This window comes from Roseovarius sp. D0-M9, assembly GCF_037083805.1.
Taxonomy (GTDB): domain Bacteria; phylum Pseudomonadota; class Alphaproteobacteria; order Rhodobacterales; family Rhodobacteraceae; genus Roseovarius.
The window spans coordinates 41,491-63,325 of sequence record NZ_JBAPKZ010000016.1; the positions used below are offsets into that span (position 1 = coordinate 41,491).

General features: G+C 62.9%; 19 protein-coding genes. 4 read left to right on the forward strand and 15 right to left on the reverse strand.

All coding sequences use genetic code 11. The features are described 5' to 3' along the window. Positions 1 to 200: 200 nt before the first annotated feature. Together V8352_RS11905 and V8352_RS11910 are read left to right on the forward strand one after the other, a co-directional pair. Positions 201 to 1,769, forward strand: coding sequence for a Re/Si-specific NAD(P)(+) transhydrogenase subunit alpha (locus tag V8352_RS11905; RefSeq protein ID WP_336424513.1), 1,569 nt, complete (start codon positions 201 to 203; stop codon positions 1,767 to 1,769). Between the two features lie 13 nt (positions 1,770 to 1,782). Further along, a complete protein-coding gene (locus V8352_RS11910; protein WP_336424514.1) occupies positions 1,783 to 3,246 on the forward strand; it encodes an NAD(P)(+) transhydrogenase (Re/Si-specific) subunit beta in 1,464 nt (487 codons plus the stop codon). A 158-nt stretch (positions 3,247 to 3,404) separates the two neighbouring features. On the opposite strand, the gene V8352_RS11915 is transcribed toward V8352_RS11910, so the two are convergent. From V8352_RS11915 to bchF, 15 genes are all read right to left on the reverse strand, one after another. Beyond that, a complete protein-coding gene (locus V8352_RS11915) occupies positions 3,405 to 3,860 on the reverse strand; it encodes a c-type cytochrome (RefSeq protein ID WP_336424515.1) in 456 nt (151 codons plus the stop codon). Between the two features lie 102 nt (positions 3,861 to 3,962). Continuing rightward, entirely contained in the window at positions 3,963 to 5,177 is a 1,215-nt protein-coding gene (gene hemA / locus V8352_RS11920) for a 5-aminolevulinate synthase (RefSeq protein ID WP_336424516.1), read from the reverse strand. After that, positions 5,167 to 5,976 (reverse strand): putative photosynthetic complex assembly protein PuhE, encoded by an 810-nt coding sequence (gene puhE / locus V8352_RS11925; protein ID WP_336424517.1) that lies wholly within the window; start codon positions 5,974 to 5,976, stop codon positions 5,167 to 5,169. Before puhE ends, hemA begins: the two co-directional genes overlap by 11 nt. Continuing rightward, on the reverse strand, positions 5,976 to 7,106 hold the full coding sequence (gene acsF / locus V8352_RS11930) for a magnesium-protoporphyrin IX monomethyl ester (oxidative) cyclase (protein ID WP_336424518.1): 1,131 nt from the start codon (positions 7,104 to 7,106) through the stop codon (positions 5,976 to 5,978). Before acsF ends, puhE begins: the two co-directional genes overlap by 1 nt. Then, positions 7,103 to 7,399: a hypothetical protein gene (locus V8352_RS11935; protein WP_336424519.1), complete on the reverse strand. Its 297-nt coding sequence runs from the start codon at positions 7,397 to 7,399 to the stop codon at positions 7,103 to 7,105. The genes acsF and V8352_RS11935 overlap by 4 nt, the downstream gene beginning before the upstream one ends. Positions 7,400 to 7,423: 24 nt before the next feature. After that, positions 7,424 to 7,882 carry a photosynthetic complex assembly protein PuhC gene (puhC, locus tag V8352_RS11940; RefSeq protein WP_336424520.1) on the reverse strand — a complete coding sequence of 153 codons (459 nt, stop codon included), beginning with the start codon at positions 7,880 to 7,882 and terminating at the stop codon, positions 7,424 to 7,426. A gap of 5 nt (positions 7,883 to 7,887) precedes the next feature. After that, the gene (gene puhB, locus V8352_RS11945) at positions 7,888 to 8,520 is read right to left on the reverse strand and encodes a photosynthetic complex putative assembly protein PuhB (protein WP_336424521.1); all 633 of its coding nucleotides are present in this window, start codon (positions 8,518 to 8,520) and stop codon (positions 7,888 to 7,890) included. A 24-nt stretch (positions 8,521 to 8,544) separates the two neighbouring features. Beyond that, the gene (gene puhA / locus V8352_RS11950) at positions 8,545 to 9,318 is read right to left on the reverse strand and encodes a photosynthetic reaction center subunit H (RefSeq protein WP_336424522.1); all 774 of its coding nucleotides are present in this window, start codon (positions 9,316 to 9,318) and stop codon (positions 8,545 to 8,547) included. An 18-nt stretch (positions 9,319 to 9,336) separates the two neighbouring features. Then, entirely contained in the window at positions 9,337 to 10,764 is a 1,428-nt protein-coding gene (locus tag V8352_RS11955; protein ID WP_336424523.1) for an MFS transporter, read from the reverse strand. Beyond that, positions 10,761 to 11,453 carry a magnesium protoporphyrin IX methyltransferase gene (bchM, locus tag V8352_RS11960; RefSeq protein ID WP_336424524.1) on the reverse strand — a complete coding sequence of 231 codons (693 nt, stop codon included), beginning with the start codon at positions 11,451 to 11,453 and terminating at the stop codon, positions 10,761 to 10,763. The genes V8352_RS11955 and bchM overlap by 4 nt, the downstream gene beginning before the upstream one ends. Then, on the reverse strand, positions 11,453 to 12,349 hold the full coding sequence (gene bchL, locus V8352_RS11965) for a ferredoxin:protochlorophyllide reductase (ATP-dependent) iron-sulfur ATP-binding protein (protein WP_336424525.1): 897 nt from the start codon (positions 12,347 to 12,349) through the stop codon (positions 11,453 to 11,455). Before bchL ends, bchM begins: the two co-directional genes overlap by 1 nt. 20 nt (positions 12,350 to 12,369) lie before the next feature. Continuing rightward, entirely contained in the window at positions 12,370 to 15,912 is a 3,543-nt protein-coding gene (locus tag V8352_RS11970; RefSeq protein ID WP_336424526.1) for a magnesium chelatase subunit H, read from the reverse strand. Continuing rightward, entirely contained in the window at positions 15,902 to 17,446 is a 1,545-nt protein-coding gene (bchB, locus tag V8352_RS11975; protein WP_336424527.1) for a ferredoxin:protochlorophyllide reductase (ATP-dependent) subunit B, read from the reverse strand. Before bchB ends, V8352_RS11970 begins: the two co-directional genes overlap by 11 nt. Further along, positions 17,443 to 18,753: a ferredoxin:protochlorophyllide reductase (ATP-dependent) subunit N gene (locus V8352_RS11980; RefSeq protein ID WP_336424528.1), complete on the reverse strand. Its 1,311-nt coding sequence runs from the start codon at positions 18,751 to 18,753 to the stop codon at positions 17,443 to 17,445. The genes bchB and V8352_RS11980 overlap by 4 nt, the downstream gene beginning before the upstream one ends. Further along, entirely contained in the window at positions 18,750 to 19,247 is a 498-nt protein-coding gene (gene bchF / locus V8352_RS11985) for a 2-vinyl bacteriochlorophyllide hydratase (RefSeq protein WP_336424529.1), read from the reverse strand. The genes V8352_RS11980 and bchF overlap by 4 nt, the downstream gene beginning before the upstream one ends. Positions 19,248 to 19,535: 288 nt before the next feature. On the opposite strand from bchF, the gene V8352_RS11990 reads away from it, so the two are divergent. Beyond that, positions 19,536 to 20,342, forward strand: coding sequence for a cobalamin B12-binding domain-containing protein (locus V8352_RS11990; RefSeq protein WP_336424530.1), 807 nt, complete (start codon positions 19,536 to 19,538; stop codon positions 20,340 to 20,342). 54 nt (positions 20,343 to 20,396) lie between these two features. Beyond that, a complete protein-coding gene (gene ppsR / locus V8352_RS11995) occupies positions 20,397 to 21,812 on the forward strand; it encodes a transcriptional regulator PpsR (RefSeq protein ID WP_336424531.1) in 1,416 nt (471 codons plus the stop codon). Positions 21,813 to 21,835 lie beyond the last annotated feature (23 nt).

The following is a 21,835-nucleotide window of genomic DNA, read 5'->3' on the forward strand; positions in this document are numbered from 1 at the left end:
CATTGCCCAAGATAATATGCCAGAGCAATGTTGCGCCTTTGCCTAGTCCAAACGCGGCCTTCATCGTTGCCAAATTGCGAGACAAGTGCATATTGTGAAAGATTGTTAGGCAGGCAGAGCTTTCTGCCTGAAATTCTTTAGACCTTCAGCGCCTAGATCGAGGGCGTCCGGGGTCCTGCGGAACGGGGGGAAAGCGCGACGTGAAAATTGGTGTTCCAAGTGAAGTGATCGAAGGTGAGGCGCGCGTTGCGATGACGCCCGAAAGCGCGGCCCAACTGCAAAAACTGGGGTATGATTGCGCGATCCAGAGCGGCGCAGGCAAGCAAGCGGGATTTACCGACGCCGCCTATGAGGCCGCCGGGGTCGAGGTGGTCAAATCCGCCGCCGAACTGTGGAAGACCAGCGATATCGTCGCCAAGGTGCGCGCGCCGAACGCCACCGAGCTCAAGCGGTTGCGGCAGGATCAGACGCTGATCTCATTCTTCAATCCGGGTGGCAACGAAGAGGGCATGGAGGCCGCGCGCAAGTCCGGCGCCAGCGTCATCGCGATGGAAATGGTGCCGCGCATCAGCCGCGCGCAAAAGATGGATGCGCTGTCGTCCATGGCCAATATCGCGGGCTACCGCGCGGTGATCGAGGCGGGCAACAACTTCGGCCGCTTCTTCACCGGCCAAATCACGGCGGCGGGCAAGATGCCCCCGGCCCGTGTGCTGGTCATCGGCGCGGGCGTCGCGGGCCTTGCGGCTATTGGCACCTCAACCTCGCTGGGCGCGATCACGCTGGCGTTCGACGTGCGCCCCGAAGTGGCCGAGCAGGTCGAAAGCATGGGCGCCGAGTTCGTCTATCTCGACTTTGAGGAGGCCGCAGACGGCGCGGCGACAGGCGGCTATGCGTCGGTTTCGAGCCCCGAATTCCGCGAGGCGCAACTGGCCAAGTTCCGCGAGTTGGCGCCCGAGGTCGACATCGTCATCACCACGGCCCTCATTCCAAACCGCGAGGCGCCCGAGCTGTGGACCGAGGACATGGTCAAGGCGATGAAGCGCGGATCGGTCGTCGTGGATCTTGCCGCCGAAAAGGGCGGGAATTGCAAGCTGACCGTGATGGACGAAAAGATCGTCACCGACAACGGTGTGACAATCATCGGCTATACCGATTTTCCCAGCCGCATGGCCGCGCAATCGTCGAGCCTTTATGCGACCAACATCCGCCATATGATGAGCGATCTGACCCCAGAGAAGGACGGCAAGATCAAGCATGACATGGAGGATGATGTCATTCGCGGCGCTACCGTGGTGCACGCGGGCGAGATCACCTATCCGCCCCCGCCGCCCAAGGTGAACGCGATCGCGGCCAAGCCCAAGCAAAACACGCCCGCCCCAACCGCCGAAGAGAAAAAGGCGGCCGAACTGGCGCTCTTCAAGAAACAGACCAAGAGCCAGGTGACGCTTCTGGTCGTGGGCGCGGCCGTGATGATCCTGATCGGCGCCTTTGCACCGTCCAGCTTCATGAGCCATTTCATCGTCTTCGTGCTGGCCTGCTTCATCGGCTTTTCCGTCATCTGGGGCGTGTCGCACTCGCTGCACACCCCGCTGATGGCCGTAACGAACGCCATTTCCGGCATCGTCATCCTCGGCGCGCTCTTGCAGATCGGGTCCGGCTCGTGGCTGGTCGTCTTGCTGGCCGCCATTTCGGTCTTCATCGCCACCATCAACATCGTGGGGGGCTTCCTCGTGACGCGCCGCATGCTGGCGATGTTCCAGAAATCCTGAGAGGACAGCACATATGACCCTGGGTATCGTTTCCGCCGCCTATATTGCGGCGGCAGTCCTCTTCATCCTGTCGCTGGGCGGCCTTTCGGGGCAGGAAAGCGCCAAGCGTGCCGTATGGTATGGCATTTTCGGCATGGGCGCGGCGGTGGTGGCCACCGTCTTTGGCCCCGGCGTGGGCAACTGGTTCATCGTTCTGGTGATGATCGCCGGCGGCGCGGTGCTGGGCTGGTATGTGGCCAAGCGGGTCGGCATGACCGAAATGCCGCAACTGGTGGCCGCGCTCCACTCCTTCGTGGGCCTTGCGGCTGTCTTCATCGGCGTCAATGCCTACCTGGAGCTGCAATATGTGATCGCGCTGCGCCCGATGATCCCGGCGGCCGGCGCCGAGGCATGGCTGGCCGAGCAGGGCTTGACCGGCTTTGCCGAGTCGCTGGTTTACAAGGATGCAGCCGAACAGGCGATCCTGCGCTTCGAGGTCTTCCTCGGCGTCTTTATCGGCGCGGTAACCTTCACCGGCTCGGTCGTCGCCTTCGGGAAGCTGGCGGGCAAGATCACGTCCAAGGCCGAGAAACTGCCGGGCGGCCATATGCTGAACGCGGCGGCCGCGGCGGCATCGCTGCTTTTGCTCATCCTCTTCATGAATGGCGCGGGCATCTGGACGCTCCTCATCATGACGCTGCTGGCCTTCTTCATCGGCTATCACCTCATCATGGGGATCGGTGGCGCGGACATGCCCGTCGTCGTTTCGATGCTGAACTCCTATTCGGGCTGGGCAGCGGCGGCGATCGGCTTCAGCCTTGGCAATGACCTCTTGATCGTGACAGGCGCGCTGGTCGGCTCATCGGGTGCGATCCTCAGCTACATCATGTGCAAGGCGATGAACCGCTCGTTCATCTCGGTCATCCTTGGCGGCTTTGGCAATACCACCGGCCCCGCGATGGAGGTCGAAGGCGAACAGGTGCCCATCGACGAGGCAAGCGTTGCCGCCGCGCTGAACGATGCGTCCAGCATCGTGATCGTGCCCGGCTACGGCATGGCCGTTGCACAGGCCCAAGGCGCCGTGTCCGATCTGGTGAGCAAGCTGCGCGCCAAGGGCAAGACCGTGCGCTTTGCCATCCACCCTGTCGCGGGCCGCCTGCCCGGCCATATGAACGTGCTCTTGGCCGAGGCCAAGGTGCCCTACGACATCGTGCTGGAGATGGACGAGATCAACGACGAGTTGAAGGACACCGACGTGGCGATCGTCATCGGCTCGAACGACATCGTGAACCCGGCGGCGCAAGAGGATCCCAACTCGCCCATCGCCGGGATGCCGGTGTTGCGGGTGTGGGAGGCGCGGCAGGTCTTCGTGCTCAAGCGCGGTCAGGGCACCGGCTATTCGGGGATCGAGAACCCGCTCTTTTACCGCGAGAACACGCGCATGTTCTACGGCGATGCCAAGGCGTCGATCAACGGTCTGTTGCCCCAGATCGACTGAAACGCTCAATTCTGCGCGGCCCGTTTCGACACATCCTCGACACAGGCCGCGATCAGACCCTATGTGACCGCCAGAACGAGAGCGCCAGAACGAGAAAGGCCCCCGATAGCACCGGGGGCCTTTGTTGCCTTATGAAGGCCGAACCGACGGAGAGTTGATTACTCGGACGCTTCTTCGCCCGCTTCGGGATCGAGCGAGACGATATAGGCCCAGACGTTGGCCGCATCCTCTTCGGAGCGCAGTTTGTAGGCCATGTTGCCACGGGCGCGATTGTTGTCCAGTTGTTCCTTCAGCCAGCCTGTGGGGTCCTGAACGTAGCCAACAAAGGTTTCTTCGTTCCACTCCAGCCCCTCATCTTCACCAGCTGCGGCCATCGACTTGGAGTAACGGAAGCCCTCGACGGACCCGAGCGTGCGACCGGAGATCCCGTAAAGATTGGGGCCGACCTGGCCATTGCGCCCTGCCAGCACCTCGCCATCGTCATTTTCGACGACATGGCATGCCTGGCACTGGTTGAAGATGGATTCGCCTGCTTCCGCATCGCCGCTGGCGACATCTTGGGCAAAGGCCGGTGCTGCCAGCAGCACCGTCGCGGTAAGGGTCGCTTTAAACATGTAAATCTCCTCAGTTCATGTTCAGGTAATAGTTTATCTTAGGTCAAGTAGAGCAATCCATCTGTGAAGAAAGTCATGCACGGATAAATTTGCTATGCAATGTCACGCGACCGCGCGGGATATCGCGCATTGCTTCCACAGCATCACCAGCGCGCTCATGAGATAGTCGATGTCGGTATCTTTATGCAGCGGCGATGGCGTAAAGCGCAGTCGCTCGGTGCCCTTGGGAACGGTCGGATAGTTGATGGGCTGCACGTAGATGCCCCATTCATCCATCAGGTAATCAGCCAGCATCTTGGTCTTGATCGGATCCCCGATGAGAACAGGCACGATGTGGCTGTCGTTTTGCATATGCGGGATACCGGCCGCATCAAGGCGGCGGCGCAGCGATGCGACCTGCCGGCGTTGCTGCATCCGCTCAAAGCTGGAGACCTTGAGATGCGCAATCGAGGTGCGCGCGGCGGCGGCCACGGCGGGCGGCAGGGCCGTAGTAAAGATGAACCCACTCGCAAAGGAGCGGATGAAATCGCACAGCGGGGCCGAGCCGGTGATATAGCCGCCCACGACGCCGAAGGCCTTGCCCAGCGTGCCCTCGATCAGGGTAATGCGATGGGCCAGCCCCTCGCGCTCGGAGATGCCGCCACCGCGCGGGCCATAAAGGCCAACGGCATGAACCTCATCGAGGTAGGTCATGGCGCCGTATTTCTCGGCCAGCTCGACGATCTCGCGCATGGGGCAGATGTCGCCATCCATCGAATAGACCGACTCGAAGGCGATGATCTTGGGCACATCCGCAGGCAGCGCCTGCAGCTTGGCCTCCAGATCGGCGACGTCGTTATGCTTCCACAGCACTTTGGTTGCGCGAGAGTGGCGAATGCCCTCGATCATGCTGGCATGGTTGCCCGCATCCGACAGGATCACGCAATCCTTGAGCCGGCTGCCAAGGGTCGAAAGCGCCGCCCAGTTCGACACATATCCCGAGGTAAAGAGCAGCGCCGCCTCCTTGCCATGCAGATCGGCCAATTCGGCCTCCAGCAGCAGGTGATCGTGGTTGGTGCCCGAGATGTTGCGCGTGCCCCCTGCCCCTGTGCCGGTGCGCTGAACGGCCTCGCACATCGCGTCGATGACGGCCGGGTTCTGGCCCATGCCAAGGTAGTCGTTCGAACACCAGACGGTGACATCCTTCACGCCATCCCCGCTGTGCCGCGCCGCTTTGGGGAATTTGCCGCATTTGCGCTCGAGCTCGGCAAAAACGCGATAATTGCCCTCGTCTTTGAGAGTGTCAATCTGCGCTTGGAAAAGGCTATCAAAGTCCATGGGTCTTGCTTTCTTTTGAGGTCGTTCTGGTGGGCGCAGGCAACATCCAGCGCCACAGTCTAGCATCAGGAAGCGGCACGATCATCAGCCAATGCTCGACCAAGGCGAGCGCGGACAGGGATGAGAGCAGCGCGGCGGCGACAAGGCCCGCATCACTTTGCGCCATCCAGAGCTGGCGCAGGAAAAAGGCAGTGCCGAAGCTGAGGATCGTGATCGACAGCGGAAACATCAGCGTCACGGAACGCTGGCGGAAATAGCTGGTCAGATGCGCCAGCGGCTCTGGCACGAATTCGGTATTGATGCGCGGCACGCCGAAAAAGACATTCAGCTTGGCCGAAATGCGCGCCACGAACAAAATGAGATAGGTCCAAAGCGCGATATCCGTCGGCTGCCCATAGCTGAGCGCCGCGACGATCAGCAGCCCGGCAAGCAGGGCCATCTCGTGATAGGCAACCGTCCACCAGGCGCGGAAAAAGCGCGCGCCGGTGGCCAGACCCTTGGGGCATGCGCGGCGCTCGGGGCCGGTGATGACACCCGACAGAAATGCCAGTTCGACCCAGCCCCAGATCGCAAGCGCACCGATAAAGCCGCTGTAGGCTGCCGTGACGCCCAGCCCTGAGGCCGAGGTGCCGACCATGACAAGGCCAAGAACCAAAAGAGGCAGGCCGAGCAAAGTGTTCATCAGATGCGCCCTGCCTCGCTGACGGTCGGCACGGCGCACCGCAATCAGGATCGCCCCGGTGGAGAACCACCAGACGAAAAGGGCCGTGCAGGCCGCGATCCAGACTTCTGCGAACATCAGTATGCGGGCTCCAGTCGGCTGCTTGCGGGCAGCTCATTGGGGATCGACGGGATGGTGTAGAGCGCGGCAAAGGCGAAGGTCGCCTTGGCCATGCCCGCCAGCCTCGATGCCGTGCCCGCGATGCCGCCGCGCGCCTTGCCCTTGGCCACCTGCACCGATGCCCGTTCGAGCCGGTCCAGATTGGGGCGCCAGCGGGGGTGGTCGATGTCGAGGGTAAAGGGAAAAGCTTGCTTGGAGATCTCGGATGTCTTGCGAAAGACCTCCTGACCATACCAGGTCGTGTCGACACCCAGCGCCTCGTGAAAGAGGGGGCGTTGATGGTCGCGCACCCACATCGTGCTGTAGACCGCCGTCAGAAAGAACTTGATCCACAGCTTGTTGGAAAAGCTCTGCGTCAGCTTGGGATCGGTGCGCAGCAAGAGGGCAAAGGCCTCGCCATGGCTGAACTCGTCATTGCACCACTCGCGGAACCACTTGAAAATCGGGTGAAAGCGATACTCGGGGTGCTGCTCGAGATGGCGATAGATCGTGATATACCGCGCATAGCCGATCTTTTCGCTGAGATAGGTGGCGTAATAGATGAACTTCGGCCGGAAATAGGTGTATTTCTTTTGCCGGGTAAGAAAGCCCAGGTTGACCGCGATGCCCGCCTCGCGCAGCGCATCGTTGATGAAGCCGGCATGGCGCGCCTCGTCGCGGGCCATCAGCTGAAAGAGGGTCGTGATATCCTCGTTCGAGCCACGCCGCTTCATTTCCTTGTAAAGGACGCAGCCTGAAAACTCGGCGGTGCAGCTTGAAATCAGAAAGTCGATGAACTCGCGTTTGAGCTTGGGCTCCATCCCGTCCCAATCGACCTCGTCCCAGTCCTCGTTCTTCTTGAAGTGGCCCCGGTTGGGGTCGGCCTTCATGCCCGCGATCATCTGGTCCCATTCCTCACGGACGGGGCTGACGTCGATGGCATCCATCTCGTCAAAATCGGTCGTATAGAACCGCGGCGTCAGCAGCGTGTTCTGCATGGCGACATCTGTCGCGGCCTCGTTGCTGAGGGGCGGCAGCGCCTCCTGACGGGCGATGGCCTCTTCGGCGGTCGCGGCGGTCGAGGAGTGCGGAACGTTCTGGGTATTCATGACATCACCTCTTCGGAGAAGGAGAATTCGCAAAGCTCCATGAATTCGAAATCCCCGGTCGCGCGGGTCCAGAGCTGCTCCAGCTTGCTGGCGCGGGTGATCGTCGCCTCGCGGTGCTCTTCGACGACCTCGCCGTAGGGCGCCATGATCTCGGCGCCGTGAACAAGCACGCTGTCACCGGGGTTGATGATTGCTCCGTTCTCGAAACGCACATGCGCGCTGAGCTCTTCAAAGCGGTGCGACACGGTAACGGTGCACGGCGCTTTTTCCTTGGTTCTCGTTATCAGTCCCATCAGGTTCCCTCCTTGTGATGGTAATCAGTCGACCAGCTTGGCGAAGGCGGCGACGTTATCTGCTCCATATCCAATGAGTTCTATGGACCAGTCGGTTGCGGTGTCTTGGATGGCGATGTTGCCGTTTTCGCGGCGGATCAGCCGCACGGGGTCTGTGTCGGGAACCCCTTGTACGTAGCGGTGGCGCGCAAGCACGCGCCAGACCACGCCAACAAATCCCATCTTGTCCTCGGACGAGAGTGCGATGACGTTGTCCTGCGCGTCCAGCACCGTCACGTTGCCGTCACGGGTGCCGACCATCTTGATGACGCGTTCGGCCTCGATGGGTGCCTCGATCAGAACGCCTGATTTGGGCATGTCGGTCAGCTGGGCATAGCCCGCAAGTCCGAGCGTGAGGCCCATCAGCGTGAACATGGCGATCACCATGAAACGCGGGACCATCTCGGGCTGGGGCGGTCTTGATCTTAGGTCTGTGGCTGTCATGTCGTTCACTCCGCTGCGATGGCTGTCGGCGCGGGGCTGCGCGTGATCTGCGGGACGCTGGTGCGGATCTCGGCGGCCTCGGCAAAGATCTCGGCGACCTCCCTAGCGTTCGGGATGCAGCGCAGCGCGGGCTGCGTGCGGGCCATGTGCCAGGGCCGGATATGCGGCCAGGTCATCGCATAGGAAAGCCGCGTGTCCCCCAGCAACTCGAACGCGATGGTGCCCTTGCCCGAGCGGCGCGTGGCCAGGCTTGCACTGCCGATCTGCGTGTAAGGCAGGTTCAGCGTCATGGTCAGCGCGGCGCCGATGCGCATCCCGACGCGCTTGTTGGTCAAGGTATAGACCGTCGCGCGCGACTGGACGAAGGCCAGCCCCATGATGACCGCGCAGCAAACCGCGCCAATCAGAAGGAACGGCACCGCATGCAGTATCGCCTGCCCCAGCGGCAGCTGCGTCGAGGAGACCCCGACGCGCCACACCGCCAGCAAGACGAAATATCCGGCGACCCAAGGCAAAGACAGGGCCTCGACGGACAGCCGCCACGCGGAGGGCCTGCCCTGCCACAAGATATGCTCGCCCTCTGGCAGAGCCTCGGGCAGGCCCCTTACGGGTTCGAATTTGAAATCATCGTGGTTCATGACATCTCCCCTTTCGGCTATGGATCACAGCTGCGCTTCGACGCGCTTGGGGTCGGCATAAAGCGTGCCGCCCGCATACCAAGCCATGATCTTTTCTTCTTCCAGCATGGTGATTTGACCGTCACCCTTGGTTTGCGGCACCCCGGCGAATTGCGCGGAATAGATCGACCGCACCTTGACCCGATCACTCTTGATCCGGCACATGTTGATCGGGATGAGGCGTGTCTGGCCCGAACCTTCGGGGTTCAGATCGACCACAAGGAAGCGCACGAGGCTTTCGGGCACGTCGATCCACATGTCGATGATGCGCCCCACGACCTCGCCGTCACCTGCGACGACGGCTTTGCCGCGCGGATCGCGCCCGGCGCTAACGTGGAAATCGGGCAGCGATGCCATTGGCTTGATCTTGGCATGGCCGTGGCCGTCCAGTTCGGGCAGATCGCGGCGCGGTGCCCATGCGGCGGGGCCGACACCGGCCACCATCGGATCACCGATCGGCAGATAGGGCGAGCCCGCGCTGTCCGACGACCGCTCGAGCGCAAGACTTGCGCGATCTGCGCGCTGGCCCGACGGCACAGTGACCTCCCCGCGCCCATGGGGCAGCTTGAACGTCTTGTCCGACGGCAGCGAAAAGAGGCCCTCGCGCGGTTTGCCGTGACCTGTTTCGTCCTCCAGCGGATAGCCTTCGCGCATGTTCTCGGTCTGAAGGTAATAGACCAAGAGGGCGAAGAAGAGCCAGAAACTCCAGATTGCGGCGCTGGCCAGATCGAAATCGCCGAAGAATGTTTGACTGAACATTTTGATGTCCTCCCGGATTTATGTCGGAAAATCCGCAAGGCCGATCGGCCCAGAAGATTTGTGACGGGCCCTGATCCGCACAAGCGGACCCAAGGCGATGAGCGTTAAGAAAAGCAAATACATTTCAAGGTGGTAGACGAATGAATAGCCGGTGGCCGGCGTGGCCAGCGCCGCGCCCAGCTTGCCCGACATGGCGAGCGCATCGACAAGATCGCGCAGCGCACCCCCGGCGAAGATGGCAAGGCCCGCCGCAGTCGCCTGCGCCGCGCCCCAGGCCCCAAGGGCAAGGCCACGGTCGGCGGCGCCCTTGGTGCTCATCGTCATGGCCGCGTTCAGTGTCGAGACCGCAAAGAGACCGCCGCCGAAACCGATGCCCGCCGCCCCGACGAAAAAGATCGTGGCCGAGTCCATCGGTGCGGCAAAGACAACGGCCGAGAATCCCGCAAGCCCCGCCAGAAGGCCCCGCGCCGCAAGGCGGTAGGGATCCTGGCCGTGGCTCAGCCAGCGCGCGGCCAGTGCAAAGGCAATCAGCGCACCCGCAGCCCAAACCGCCGTCAGCAGCGTCGTCGCCGACACGCTAAGCCCCAGGATCTGCCCGCCGAACGGCTCCAGCAGGATGTCCTGCATGTTGAAGGCCATCGTGCCGAGAAACACCACCACAAGGAGGCGCCCGGCGCTGCCGCCGCCAATGAAATCGGACCATGCGTCGCGAAATTGCGGACGCGGCGCGGCACGCTCGGTCTTGGTCATCGGCTTGACCTTTTCCTGCTTCCACAGGGCCAGCATGTTGAGCGCAACGGTCACGACCGCCGCCCCCTGCACCACCTGAATCAGGCGCAGCTCGCTGAAGTCGCGCAGGAGCGTGCCGAGGATGATGGACGATACCAGCATGCCGACGAGGAACATCACGTAAAGGAGGGCAACGACACGCGGGCGCGTCTCATCATCGGCGCGGTCAGCGGCCAGCGCAAGGCCCGCCGTTTGGGTCATATGCATACCGATGCCGGTCAGAAGAAAGGCAAGGCCCGCCCCCAGCTCGGCCGCGAAAGGCACGTCCATCGCCTGCCGACCGGTAAAGAGGACGAGACCCATCGGCATGATCGCCAATCCGCCGAACTGCCAGAGCGTCCCGAACCAGAGGTAGGGAACGCGGCGCCAGCCAATGGCCGAGCGGTGATTGTCAGATCGGAACCCCAGCAGCGCCCGGAAGGGCGCCGACAGGACCGGGATCGCAATGAAGAACGCCACGATCATCGCTGGCACCGAAAGCTCGACGATCATCACGCGGTTGAGCGTGCCCAGCAGCAGAACCGCCGCCATGCCCACCGACACCTGAAAAAGCGACAGGCGCAACAGCTGGCCCATGGGCAGACCCTCGCTGGCCGCATCCGCGAAGGGCAGCAGACGAGTTGTCAGACCTTTCAGGGATTTGGCGCGAAAGATCATGGGCGGAACTCCAGGGCCGACGAGATGTAGAAGCCGGAATTCACCCGCTCGACCGCGCGCAACGTGCCGGCAACATCGGCAGCATACATGGCCCGCTCGATCCCGCGCAGATTATGCGGGACCATCGTGGGCGAGCGATCAGACCGTGGAAACATCTGCCCGACGCGCCACATCGCCATCAGAAGCGGCGTGCGCGGCGCGAGGGTAAAGACAAAGCTGTTCGCAAGGCGCGGCGCGAGGCGGTCCAGGCAGCCCGCGATGTCGCCTGCGCCGTAGTAGATCATGCTGTCCATCGCCAGCGCGTAGTCGAAATCGCCCAGCTCGGGCATCAGCATGTCGCCCGCGCGGAACGTGATGCGCGAGCGCACCTCGGCAGGGCAGCGCTTTTGTGCAATGTCGATCAGCGCGGGCGAGATGTCGATCGCAACCACATCCGCGCCCCGCTCGGCCAGCGCCACGGCCATCGCCCCGGTGCCGCAGCCCGCATCGAGAACACGCGCGCCCCTCAAGTCGCCCGGCACCTGCGCCAGCATCACATCGCGCATCCGGTCGCGCCCGGCCCGCACCGTTGCCCGGATGCCCGACACGGGCGCGTCCGATGTCAGACGCTCCCACGTGCGGGTGGCCGTGCGGTCGAAGTAATCCTCGACCCGTGCGCGCGTGCGCTCATAGGTGGGGGCAGCGTCCATCAATCGAATCCCAGCAGTTCAAAGATTTCGCGGTCCGGCAGGGGCGCGGGCGCCAGCGGCTCGGTCCCGTTCCACAGCGTCTCGGCGAGGCGCATGTATTCCTTGCGGACCTGCACAATCTCTTCGTCGTCGGGCATCTCGAAGAGGGTCTTCTTCTTGAGGCGCGAGCGGCGGATCGCATCCAGATCGGGCATATGCGCGATCCGGTTGAAACCGACTGTCCGGCAATAGCGGTCCACCTCGTCCGTCTCGCGTGAGCGGTTGGCAACGCAGCCCGCGAGGCGCACCTTGTAGTTCTTGGACTTGGCCTGCACCGCGGCAATGATGCGGTTCATCGCATAAATGCTGTCGAAGTCATTTGCCGTGACGATCAGCGCGCGGTCGGCGTGCTGCAAGGGCGCGGCGAACCCGCCGCAGACCACATCACCCAGCACGTCAAAGATCACCACATCGGTGTCTTCCAGCATATGGTGCTGTTTGAGCAGCTTGACCGTCTGGCCGACCACGTAGCCGCCACAGCCGGTGCCCGCAGGCGGCCCGCCCGCCTCGACGCATTTCACGCCGTTAAAGCCCTCAAAGACGAAATCTTCGGCGCGCAGCTCTTCGGGGTGGAAATCCACCTCCTTGAGAATGTCGATCACCGTCGGCACCAGCGTGCCGGTCAGGGTGAAGGTGCTGTCATGCTTGGGATCGCAGCCGATTTGCAGCACCCGCTTGCCCAGCATCGAGAATGCCGCGCTGAGGTTGGATGATGTGGTCGACTTGCCGATACCGCCCTTGCCGTAGACGGAAAAGACCTTGGCGCCGGTGATTTCGGCGCCCTGCTCCTGATGCACCTGCACCGAGCCTTCGCCATCTTGGCCGCGCAGGATCGGGGGGGATTTGTCCAGTGCCATCGTGTAGTCTCCTTTCGGGCCTATTCGGCCGCAATGCCTTCCAGCCGATCCTCGAGCGCGTAGGCCGCGTTTTGAAGCTCGGTCAATGTGTCCTCATCAGGCGTCCAGTAGGATCTGTCGGACGCCTCAAGAAGTCTGCTGGCCATGCGCATGGATGCGCGTGGGTTGAGCGCGGCCAGCCGTTCGCGCATTTCCGTGTCGAGAACGAATGTCTCGGTCAGGCGGTGATACACCCAAGGCTCAATCTGCCCTGCGGTGGCGGACCACCCCATCGTGTTGGTGACATGCGCCTCAAGCTGGCGCACACCCTCGTGACCATGCTTGAGCAGGGCCTCGTAGAATTTCGGGTTCAGGCTGCGCGATCGCGTCTCGAGGCTGACCTGATCGGCCAGCGTGCGGACCTTGGTGCCGCCCAGCGTCTGATCGCCGATATAGACAGGCGTGTCGGTGCCGCCCCGCGCCCGCTTGACCGCGCGGGCGATGCCGCCCAGCGTGTCGAAGTAATGATCGACCGTGGTCACGCCCAACTCGACGCTTTCGAGGTTCTGATAGGCCAGATCGACATCGCCAAGCGCATTTTGCAGCAGCTCGCTGTTTTGGGCGGCCTTGCCGTCCACGCCGTAGGCAAAGGATTTTCGCGCCTGATAGGCATCGGCCAATTCGTCCTCGTCGCCGAACGCCGAGCTGTCGACCAGCTGATTGACGTTGGAGCCATAAGCTCCTTCGGCATTGGAGAAGACGCGCAAGGCGGCGGTCGGCATGTCGCAGCCCATTCTCTCGGCATAGCTGAGCGCATGGGCGCGGATGAAGTTCTGCTCCAGCGGCTCATCAGCCTCGGCGCATTTCAGCGCGGCCTCGGCCAGCATGCGGGTCTGCAAGGGCAGCAGATCGCGAAAGATGCCCGAGAGCGTCATGATGACGTCGATGCGCGGGCGGCCCAGCATCTCCAGCGGGATCAGATCGGCTCCGCAGAGGCGGCCATAAGCGTCAAAGCGCGGCGCGCAACCCATCAGCGACAGCGCCTGCGCGATCGGCCCGCCATCGGATTTGATGTTGTCCGAGCCCCAGAGCACCAAGGCGATGCTATGCGGCAGCGTCGGATGCGTCTCCAGCAGCGCCGCCGCCTGCTTGGCGCCGTCCTGCATGGCAAAGGCGGTGGGCATGCGGAAGGGGTCGAAGGCGTGAATATTGCGCCCCGTCGGCAGGATGGACGGATTGCGGATCAGATCACCGCCCGGCACCGGCGCGATGAACCGCCCCGCAAGAGCGCGCATCAGGCCGCCAAGCTCGGTCTCGTCCTGCAAGAGGACATCCGCATTCCGGCGCTCGGCGTCGGTGCAATGGGTCATGAGGGCGATCATGTCGGCGCGCTCTTCGTCGCTCAGCCTCTTTCCGACGATGTGCAGTCCGCTGGGGATCAACGCCGCCTCGGTTTCCAGCAGCTTCAGCCAAAGGCGCGCAGGATCGGCGCCGTCCAGATCGACCAGCTCGGCCTGATCGGCGATCAGCGCCTCGAGGTCCACGCGGCCCGCGTCATCGGCAGCCATTTCGCGCCAGCGCGACAGGCTGTCCTTGAGCGCGGTCAGCCCCTTGTAGAGGCTCGCCGCAGACAGCGGCGGCGTCAGATGCGTGATCGTGATCGCGTTCGACCGGCGCTTGGCCAGTGTCGCCTCGGACGGATTGTTCGCGGCATAAAGATAGACATTGGGCAGCCCCCCGATCAGGCGGTCAGGCCAGTCCGCGCCCGAAAGGCCCGACTGTTTGCCCGGCATGAATTCCAGCGCGCCATGCATCCCGAAGTGCAGCACGACATCGGCCTTCAGGTCGGTCTTGAGCCAGTGATAGAAGCCCGCGAAGGCATGCGTGGGCGCAAAGCCGTGTTCAAAAAGAAGGCGCATCGGATCGCCCTCATAACCGAACGTGGGCTGCACGCCGACAAAGACGTTGCCGAACTCGGCCCCAAGGATAAAGACGCCGCGTCCGTCGGACTGGATCTTGCCGGGCGCCGGTCCCCAGACCGCCTCGATATCACTCAGCCAGGGCGTCTCGGACACGATGCGGTCCGCGCTGAGCGTGGCGGCCACATTGGCTTCCTGCCCATAGGTGGCGGCATTGCCCTCCAGCACGGTGGCGCGCAATTGGTCCACCGTTTCGGGGGGCGTCACGTCATAGCCTTCGGCCTTCATCCGGTGCAGCGTATTGTGCAGCGATTCAAACACGCTGAGGTAGGCGGCGGTGCCCACGGCGCCTGCATTGGGCGGAAAGCCGAAGAGGACGATGGCCACCTTCTTGTCCGCGTTCCTGGTGCGGCGCAGATGGGCCAGCCGCATCGCCTTGTCAGCCAGCACGCCGATACGTTCGGGGCATGGTGCCATGGCGCGCGTCTCGCTCTCGGAGGCGCACTTCTGCGCGCATCCGGTGCAGCCCGCCGTGCCATGCCGCCCGGCGAAGACCGTCGGATTGCTTGCGCCGTCGATCTCGGGCAGCGCAACCAGCATCGTCGTCTCGACCGAGCCGAGGCCCTGCCGCGAGCGGGACCACTGATCGAGCGTCTGAAACTCCAGTGGCTGCGCCGAGATATATGGCACGTCGAGCCCGCCCAGCGTCACCGCCGCCGCCTCACTGTCGTTATAGGCCGGGCCGCCCACAAGGCTGAAGCCCGTCAGGGACACAAGCGTGTCGATGCCCTTGAAATAGGCGTCCATCGCCGGGCGCGCATCCAGACCACCGGCAAAACCGGGAATGACCCGAATTCCCTTTGCCTCGAAGGCGCGGATCACCGCGTCATAGTGGGCCGTGTCACCGGACAGGATGTAGGAGCGCAGCATCACCAGACCGACCGTGGGCCGCCCCGCCGCGCCCTTGGGCAAATGCGACAGGTCCGTCACGATCCGCTTGGGCAGGTCCGGGTGATATAGACCGACCTCGGGGTATTCCACCGGCAGCGCGGCGCGCGTGCCGCGCCATTCGGGGTTGGATGCATAGCGCGAGATGAGGCTGCGCACCATGTTTTCGACATTGTCGTCCGAGCCGCCCAGCCAATACTGCATGCTGAGGAACCACTGGCGCAGGTCCTGCGCCTTGCCCGGCATCATCCGCAAGATCTTGGGAATGCGGCGCAGCATCTTCATCTGCGAGGCGCCTGCCCCGCCCTTGGCCTTGGGGGCTGGCTTGAATTTCTTGAGGAAGGCCATCGTGGCCGAGGCGGGCTTGGACATGTCAAGATCGCCCATGCGCGTCAGGCGCACGATTTGCGCATCCGCGACCATGCCAACGAAGGCGTCGCAATGGGTCCGGCGCGCCTCGAGGTCGGGCAGGATGGCGTTGATATGCTCTTCGAGGAAGAGGATATTGACGATCAGGATGTCCGCCTTGGCGACGGCGGCCTTGGCCGCGCGCAATGCGCCCGGGTCTTCGGCCCATTCGGCGGCGGCGTGGATGTCGAGGTGCAGGCCGGGGTAATCGGCCGCAAGGCGCGGGGCAACCCGTGCGGCAGGGCCAGCGGCGTGGCGGTCCAGCGTCACGATCACGACGCGGTACATCTGGGTCATGTCATCGCGCATAATGTGCTTTTGCCTCGTAGAGCGTATCAACGCTGATTTCCTGCAAGTCTCTGGATTGGGCGAAACTTTCGGTATTGCGCCGCGCCTTGCCGCGCACAAAAAACGGGATCTTCTTGAGCTCGCGCTCGGCTGCATCCAGCCAGACAACCTCGGACGGTGCCGCAGGCTCTGACGGTGCCGGGGTTGCGGGCTGCGCGCTCGGCGCCGTCTCGGAGTTTGCAGGCGCGTGCCCGCCATGATGGCTGGGCCCGGCCGCATCGTGGAATTCGAAGTCGTCGCGGAACATGTGCAAAAGGTGCTCTTCGAGGCCCATCACCAACGGATGCACCCACGTGTCGAAGATCACATTCGCGCCCTCGAAGCCGACCTGCGGCGAGTAGCGCGCGGGGAAATCCTGCACATGCACGGGCGCCGAGATCACGGCGCAGGGAATGCCCAGTCGCTTGCCGATGTGACGCTCCATCTGCGTGCCGAGGATCATCTCGGGTTGCAGCGCCTCGATGGTCTGCTCGACCTCGAGATAGTCGTCGGTGATCAGCGGCTCGACATTAAATTCGCGCGCCAAGGCGCGAATATCGCGTGCAAATTCGCGGTTGTAGCAACCAAGGCCCGCCACCTCGAAACCCATCTCGTCGCGGGCGATCCGTGCGGCGGCGCGCACATGGGTGGCATCGCCAAAGATGAATACGCGCTTGCCGGTCAGATAGGTGCTGTCCACCGATTGCGCATACCACGGCAGGCGCAGGCGGCTCTCGTCCGCGCGGCAGGGCAGCCCGGTGATCCCAGCCACTTCGGCCAGAAAATCACGGGTGGCGCCGACGCCGATGGGCACGACCTTGGTATAGGGCTGATCGCATTCGCGCTGTAGCCAGCGGGCCGCGCTCTCGGCGGTTTCGGGATAAAGCAGCACGTTGAAATGCGCCGCCCCGAGGCGCGTGATATCGGTCGGCGTTGCATCCATCGGCGCAACGACATTCACGTCGATCCCGATATCGTAAAGCAGGGCCGTCAATTCGGTGATGTCGTCGCGGTGGCGAAAGCCCAAGGCGGTCGGCCCGAGGATGTTGCAGCTGACGCGCGCCGTCTTGTCCATCGGCCCTGCCATGCGGCGCACGATCTGAAGGAATGTCTCATCCGCGCCGAAGTTTTCCTTGCGCTGATAGCTGGGCAATTCCAGCGCAATGACAGGCACCGGCAGGCCCATGAGTTCGGACAGCCCGCCCGGATCGTCCTGGATCAGCTCGGCGGTGCAGGACGCGCCGACGATGATCGCCTCGGGCGCGAACCGCTCGAACGCATCGCGGCAGGCATCCTGAAAGAGCTGCGCCGTGTCCGAACCCAGATCGCGGGCCTGAAAGGTGGTGTATGTCACGGGCGGTCGGTGATTGCGCCGCTCGATCATGGTAAAGAGCAGGTCGGCGTAAGTATCGCCCTGCGGCGCGTGCAGCACATAGTGCAGGCCCTTCATCGCGGTGGCGACGCGCATCGCGCCGACATGGGGCGGGCCTTCATATGTCCAGACTGTCAGCTTCATTCGGCGGCCTCCATCCGGGGATCAAGCCCTGAAATCATGCTCTTGCGGCGCAAGGGGCGCGAGAAGAGGCCCGCCAGATCACCCGCCTGCTCGTAGAAATGCACCGGGGTAAAGACCAGCTCGATCGCCCATTTGGTGGTCAGCCCTTCGGCCTCCAGCGGGTTGGCGAGGCCAAGACCACAGACGGTCAGATCGGGGCGCGCGGCGCGGGCGCGGTCGAGTTGCAGATCGACGTCCTGCCCTTCCGAAATGATCGGGCCCGCCTCCATCAACTCCAGATCGGGGCCGACGATGGCGTCGTGGATGAACGGGCTGCCGACCTCGATCGCGGTCATGCCGCACTCTCGGGTCAAAAAACGCGCCAGCGGGATTTCCAGCTGGCTGTCGGGAAAGAAGAAGACCGACTTGCCCTGCAAATGCTCGGACGCCTGCGCGATGGCGCGGGCGGCACGGGCGCGGGGCGCATCCGTCGCGGCCGCAAAGACCGCATCGCTGACGCCGAATTCATCGGCGATGGCGCGCAGCCAGGCGGTGGTGCCGGCCTCGCCAAAGGGGAACGGGGCCGGAATATGACGCGCGCCGCGCCGCTCGAGCGCGCCGCAGGTATCGCCGAGGAACGGCTGATTGAGGGCAAAGACGGTATTGGAGCCGACGCCCACCTCCGCCTCGATGCTGCGCGCAGGCAGGCAGCGGACGTTTTCGATACCCATATCCGCCAAGAGGCCCAGCATCTGGTCCTCGACCACGTCAGGCAAGGCGCCGACGATCAGCAATTCGCGCGCGTCGGTCTCGGGCAGCACCGGCACCATCGACGCGAGGCACGCGTCCTCGCCTTGGGTGAATGTCGTTTCGATGCCCGAGCCGGAGTAGTTGAGCACGCGCACCTTGGGGGCATAGGCCTCGGTCAGACGCTCGGCGGCGCGCGACAGGTCGATCTTGATCACCTCGGACGGGCACGACCCGACCAGGAAGAGCTGGCGGATATCGGGACGACGCTCCAGCAGGCGGGCAACCTCGCGGTCCAGCTCGTCATGGGCATCCTTGAGCCCGGCCAGATCGCCTTCTTCCAGGATGGCGGTGGCGAATCGAGGCTCGGCAAAGATCATGACGCCCGCCGCCGATTGCAGCAGATGCGCGCATGTGCGGCTGCCGACGACCAGAAAAAACGCATCCTGCATCTTGCGGTGGAGCCAGATGATGCCCGTGAGGCCACAGAACACTTCGCGCTGGCCACGCTCCTTGAGGACGGGCGCGGTGCGGCAGCCACCACCGGCGAGCGGGGCCGGGAGGGGTCCGGGGCCGGTCATTGCACCGCCTCCGGCTGCGCCATCTGCAAGCGCGCCATGCGCAGCTTGAGAATGAACTGCCCGGCGTTGATGACGTAGGTGACATAGGCCGCAAGAGCGAGCCACATCAGCCCGGTCGGCGCCAGCATGCCCCAGTAAAGAGCAACCAGATAGGCGGTGTGCAGCGCGATGACCGCAAAGCTGAACACATCCTCCCAGAAGAAGGCAGGCGCAAAGAGATACTGGCCAAAGACGACCTTTTCCCAGATCGCGCCGGTCACCATGATGAGGTAGAGCGCGGCGGTCTTTATCACGACCGACACCGTGGCTGCGGCGTACCCCTCGCCGGTGCCGAGGTAGCGCACGACAAGGACCAAAGAAATGAGGAAGACGGCGAATTGTGCCGGGGCCAGAATGCCCTGAACAAGGGTCCAGCGCGTTCCGTCACGACGCGCTCGTTGCGCCGGACTGTAAAGCTGCTGTGGATTCGCAGCTATCGTGGATTCGCGAAACATTTGAGGCCCTTACCTGTCTGTCTGTCATCAGGTTAAGCGTTAGATGGCCAATGTGTCAACTTAGATTTACACTCTTTCTGTAATGAAGCCGATGCGGCCCGAATTTCCCTTTTAAGAATATGTATTTGATAATAATGATTTAGAAGAGGCCAGCGCGACTCCCTCGCAGGACTGTCAATTTACTTTGACATTAGAGGCAATGCAGGGGATTATTTTATCCATCCGCTGGTGTTGCCTTTGCCTCTCGATGACGCATGTGACACCGAGGGCAAGGGAGGGATGCCGGCGATGAAGGGAATGTCCGAGAGGAAGCCACAGCGCAATGTCAACACTGATCGCGAGGGCGAAACACAGAGCGGGACGATCGGCAGGATTGCCGCACACGCCCTGTCAAAAGTCGCCCTCAGGGCCCAGGCCGTGAGAGACCGGCCGGACGCACGCAATATCGAGCTGTTGTTCGATGCAGCGGTCGGTGATGACCCACTGGGGTGCAGCGCACTTGCGCGCCGCATGGTCGCCGATGGGGTGCCCGCCGAATACATCTGTGACGTCTATATACCGGCGGTCGCCAACCGAATGGGCGACGATTGGTGCGAAGACGAGATGACATTCACCAACGTGACCATTGGAACTTCGCGCCTTCAGTTCCTGCTGCGCGAGATCGGGCCGGGCAAGTCGGACGATCTGCGCTGGAACTCGAACGGTGAGCTATCGTCTGTCCTGCTGCTCCTGTCGCGCGACGCCAATCACACGCTGGGTGTGATGGTGCTTGCCAGTCAGCTGCGGCGTCTGGGATATTCGGTCAAGCTGTCGATTGGCGAATCCACCGACGCCATCATAGACTTGGTCCAAAGCTCGCCCTTCGATGCCGTCTTTGTCTCGGCCAGCATGGAAGACGATCTGGCGGACCTGCGCGACATCGTCGAAACGATTAAAAACAAGGCAAATACGCCCCCTCCGATCATTTTAGGCGGTTACATAGTTGAACAAGGGGTTGATGCTCTCCAAGTTACTGGTGTTGACATGATTACCAACAAGCTTGATGAGGCGCTATCGTTCTGCAAACTGCACAACGATGAAAAACCGAAACCGTAGGACGTACGTCACCTTGTACCGTGCTGCGCCAGCCGACCGAAGGGGCTGCGTGAGATGACTTCCCGAGGAACAAAGTACTGGGACAGCGGCGCCATACCGCTGATCGGTCCCGATATCCTTGGTGATATCATAGCGTCGCTATCTGACCTCGCCATCGTTATTTCGGACACAGGGCAAATCCTGTCGGTCCTGTCGAACCCCATCCATCGCAGTTACGTCGACCTCAAGGAGTGGGAGCGTCGAAATGTTCGTGAGGTTCTCACCGATGACAGCGTGCCAAAATTCGAGCGCGCACTCCACGACTATCTAGACGATAGTTCGGTGACGCGCCCGGTCGAGCTGAATCATTACGATCATGAAAAAAAATGGCAGTTCCCGATCAACTACACGCTGAACAAGATCGGCCCCGATCAGACGATCCTCATGCTGGGCCGCGACATGCGCCCGGTCGCCGAGATGCAGCAGCAGCTCGTCAAGGCGCAGATCGCGCTGGAGAAGGATTACGAGAGCCAGCGTGAATACGACACGCGCTTTCAGGTGCTGCTGAGCCATATCAACGACGCGGTCGCCTTTGTCAGCGTCGGCGAGGGCCGCATCACCGAGCTGAACAATGCCGCCGCGCGCCTTCTGGGCAAGAAGCGCGAGAACATTCAGGGCAGCAGCTTCGTGCAGGAGCTCAAGGGGATTTCCCGCGCCGACCTGATGGACCGCCTCTCGGCGGCCGCACAGGTGGACGGCGCCGGCGGGATCGAGGTGGAGGCCGTGCGGACAGGTGAGAAGCTGCGCATCGTGCCGACGCTCTTCCGCGCCGCTGGCGAGCGCATGTTTCTGTGCCGCTTCAGCTCGGTCGACGGCAACGCCATCCGAGACGACGAATACACGCGCAGCCTGATCGCGCTTTGCGAGAACGGCTCGGACGGCATCGTGATGACCGACAATTCAGGCGGCGTCACCTCGGCCAACGAGGCGTTTTTAAACCTCGTCGATGCGGCTGACGGGCGCAGCCTGCGCGGGCGCCAGATCGCGGACTTCATGTCGCGCGGCAATGTCGATCAAAAAGTGCTGATGGATCACGCCGCCCGCGTCGGCAGCATGCGCCTATATACCACGCGCATCGTGGGCGAGTATGGCGGCCAGCGCCCGGTGACCGTATCGGCCACCTTGCTGAACAGCGGCCATGCGCCCTGCTATGCCTTCGTGTTCCGCGATGCGCAGGTCAGCGAATTGCCCGCCGTCCCTGGCGTCGCCACAGCCGAGGAAGAGGCGCGCCCCCTGATGGAACTCGTCGGCAGCGCCACCTTGAAGGAAATCGTCTCCCAGACGACCGATGTTGTCGAAAAGATGTGCATCGAAACGGCCATCCAGTTGACCAACAACAATCGCGTCGCCTCGGCCGACATGCTGGGCCTGTCGCGCCAGTCACTCTACGTCAAGCTGCGCAAATACGGACTTCTGGCCAAGGAAAGCTGATCCGGGCGGCGCCTTTGACCGCG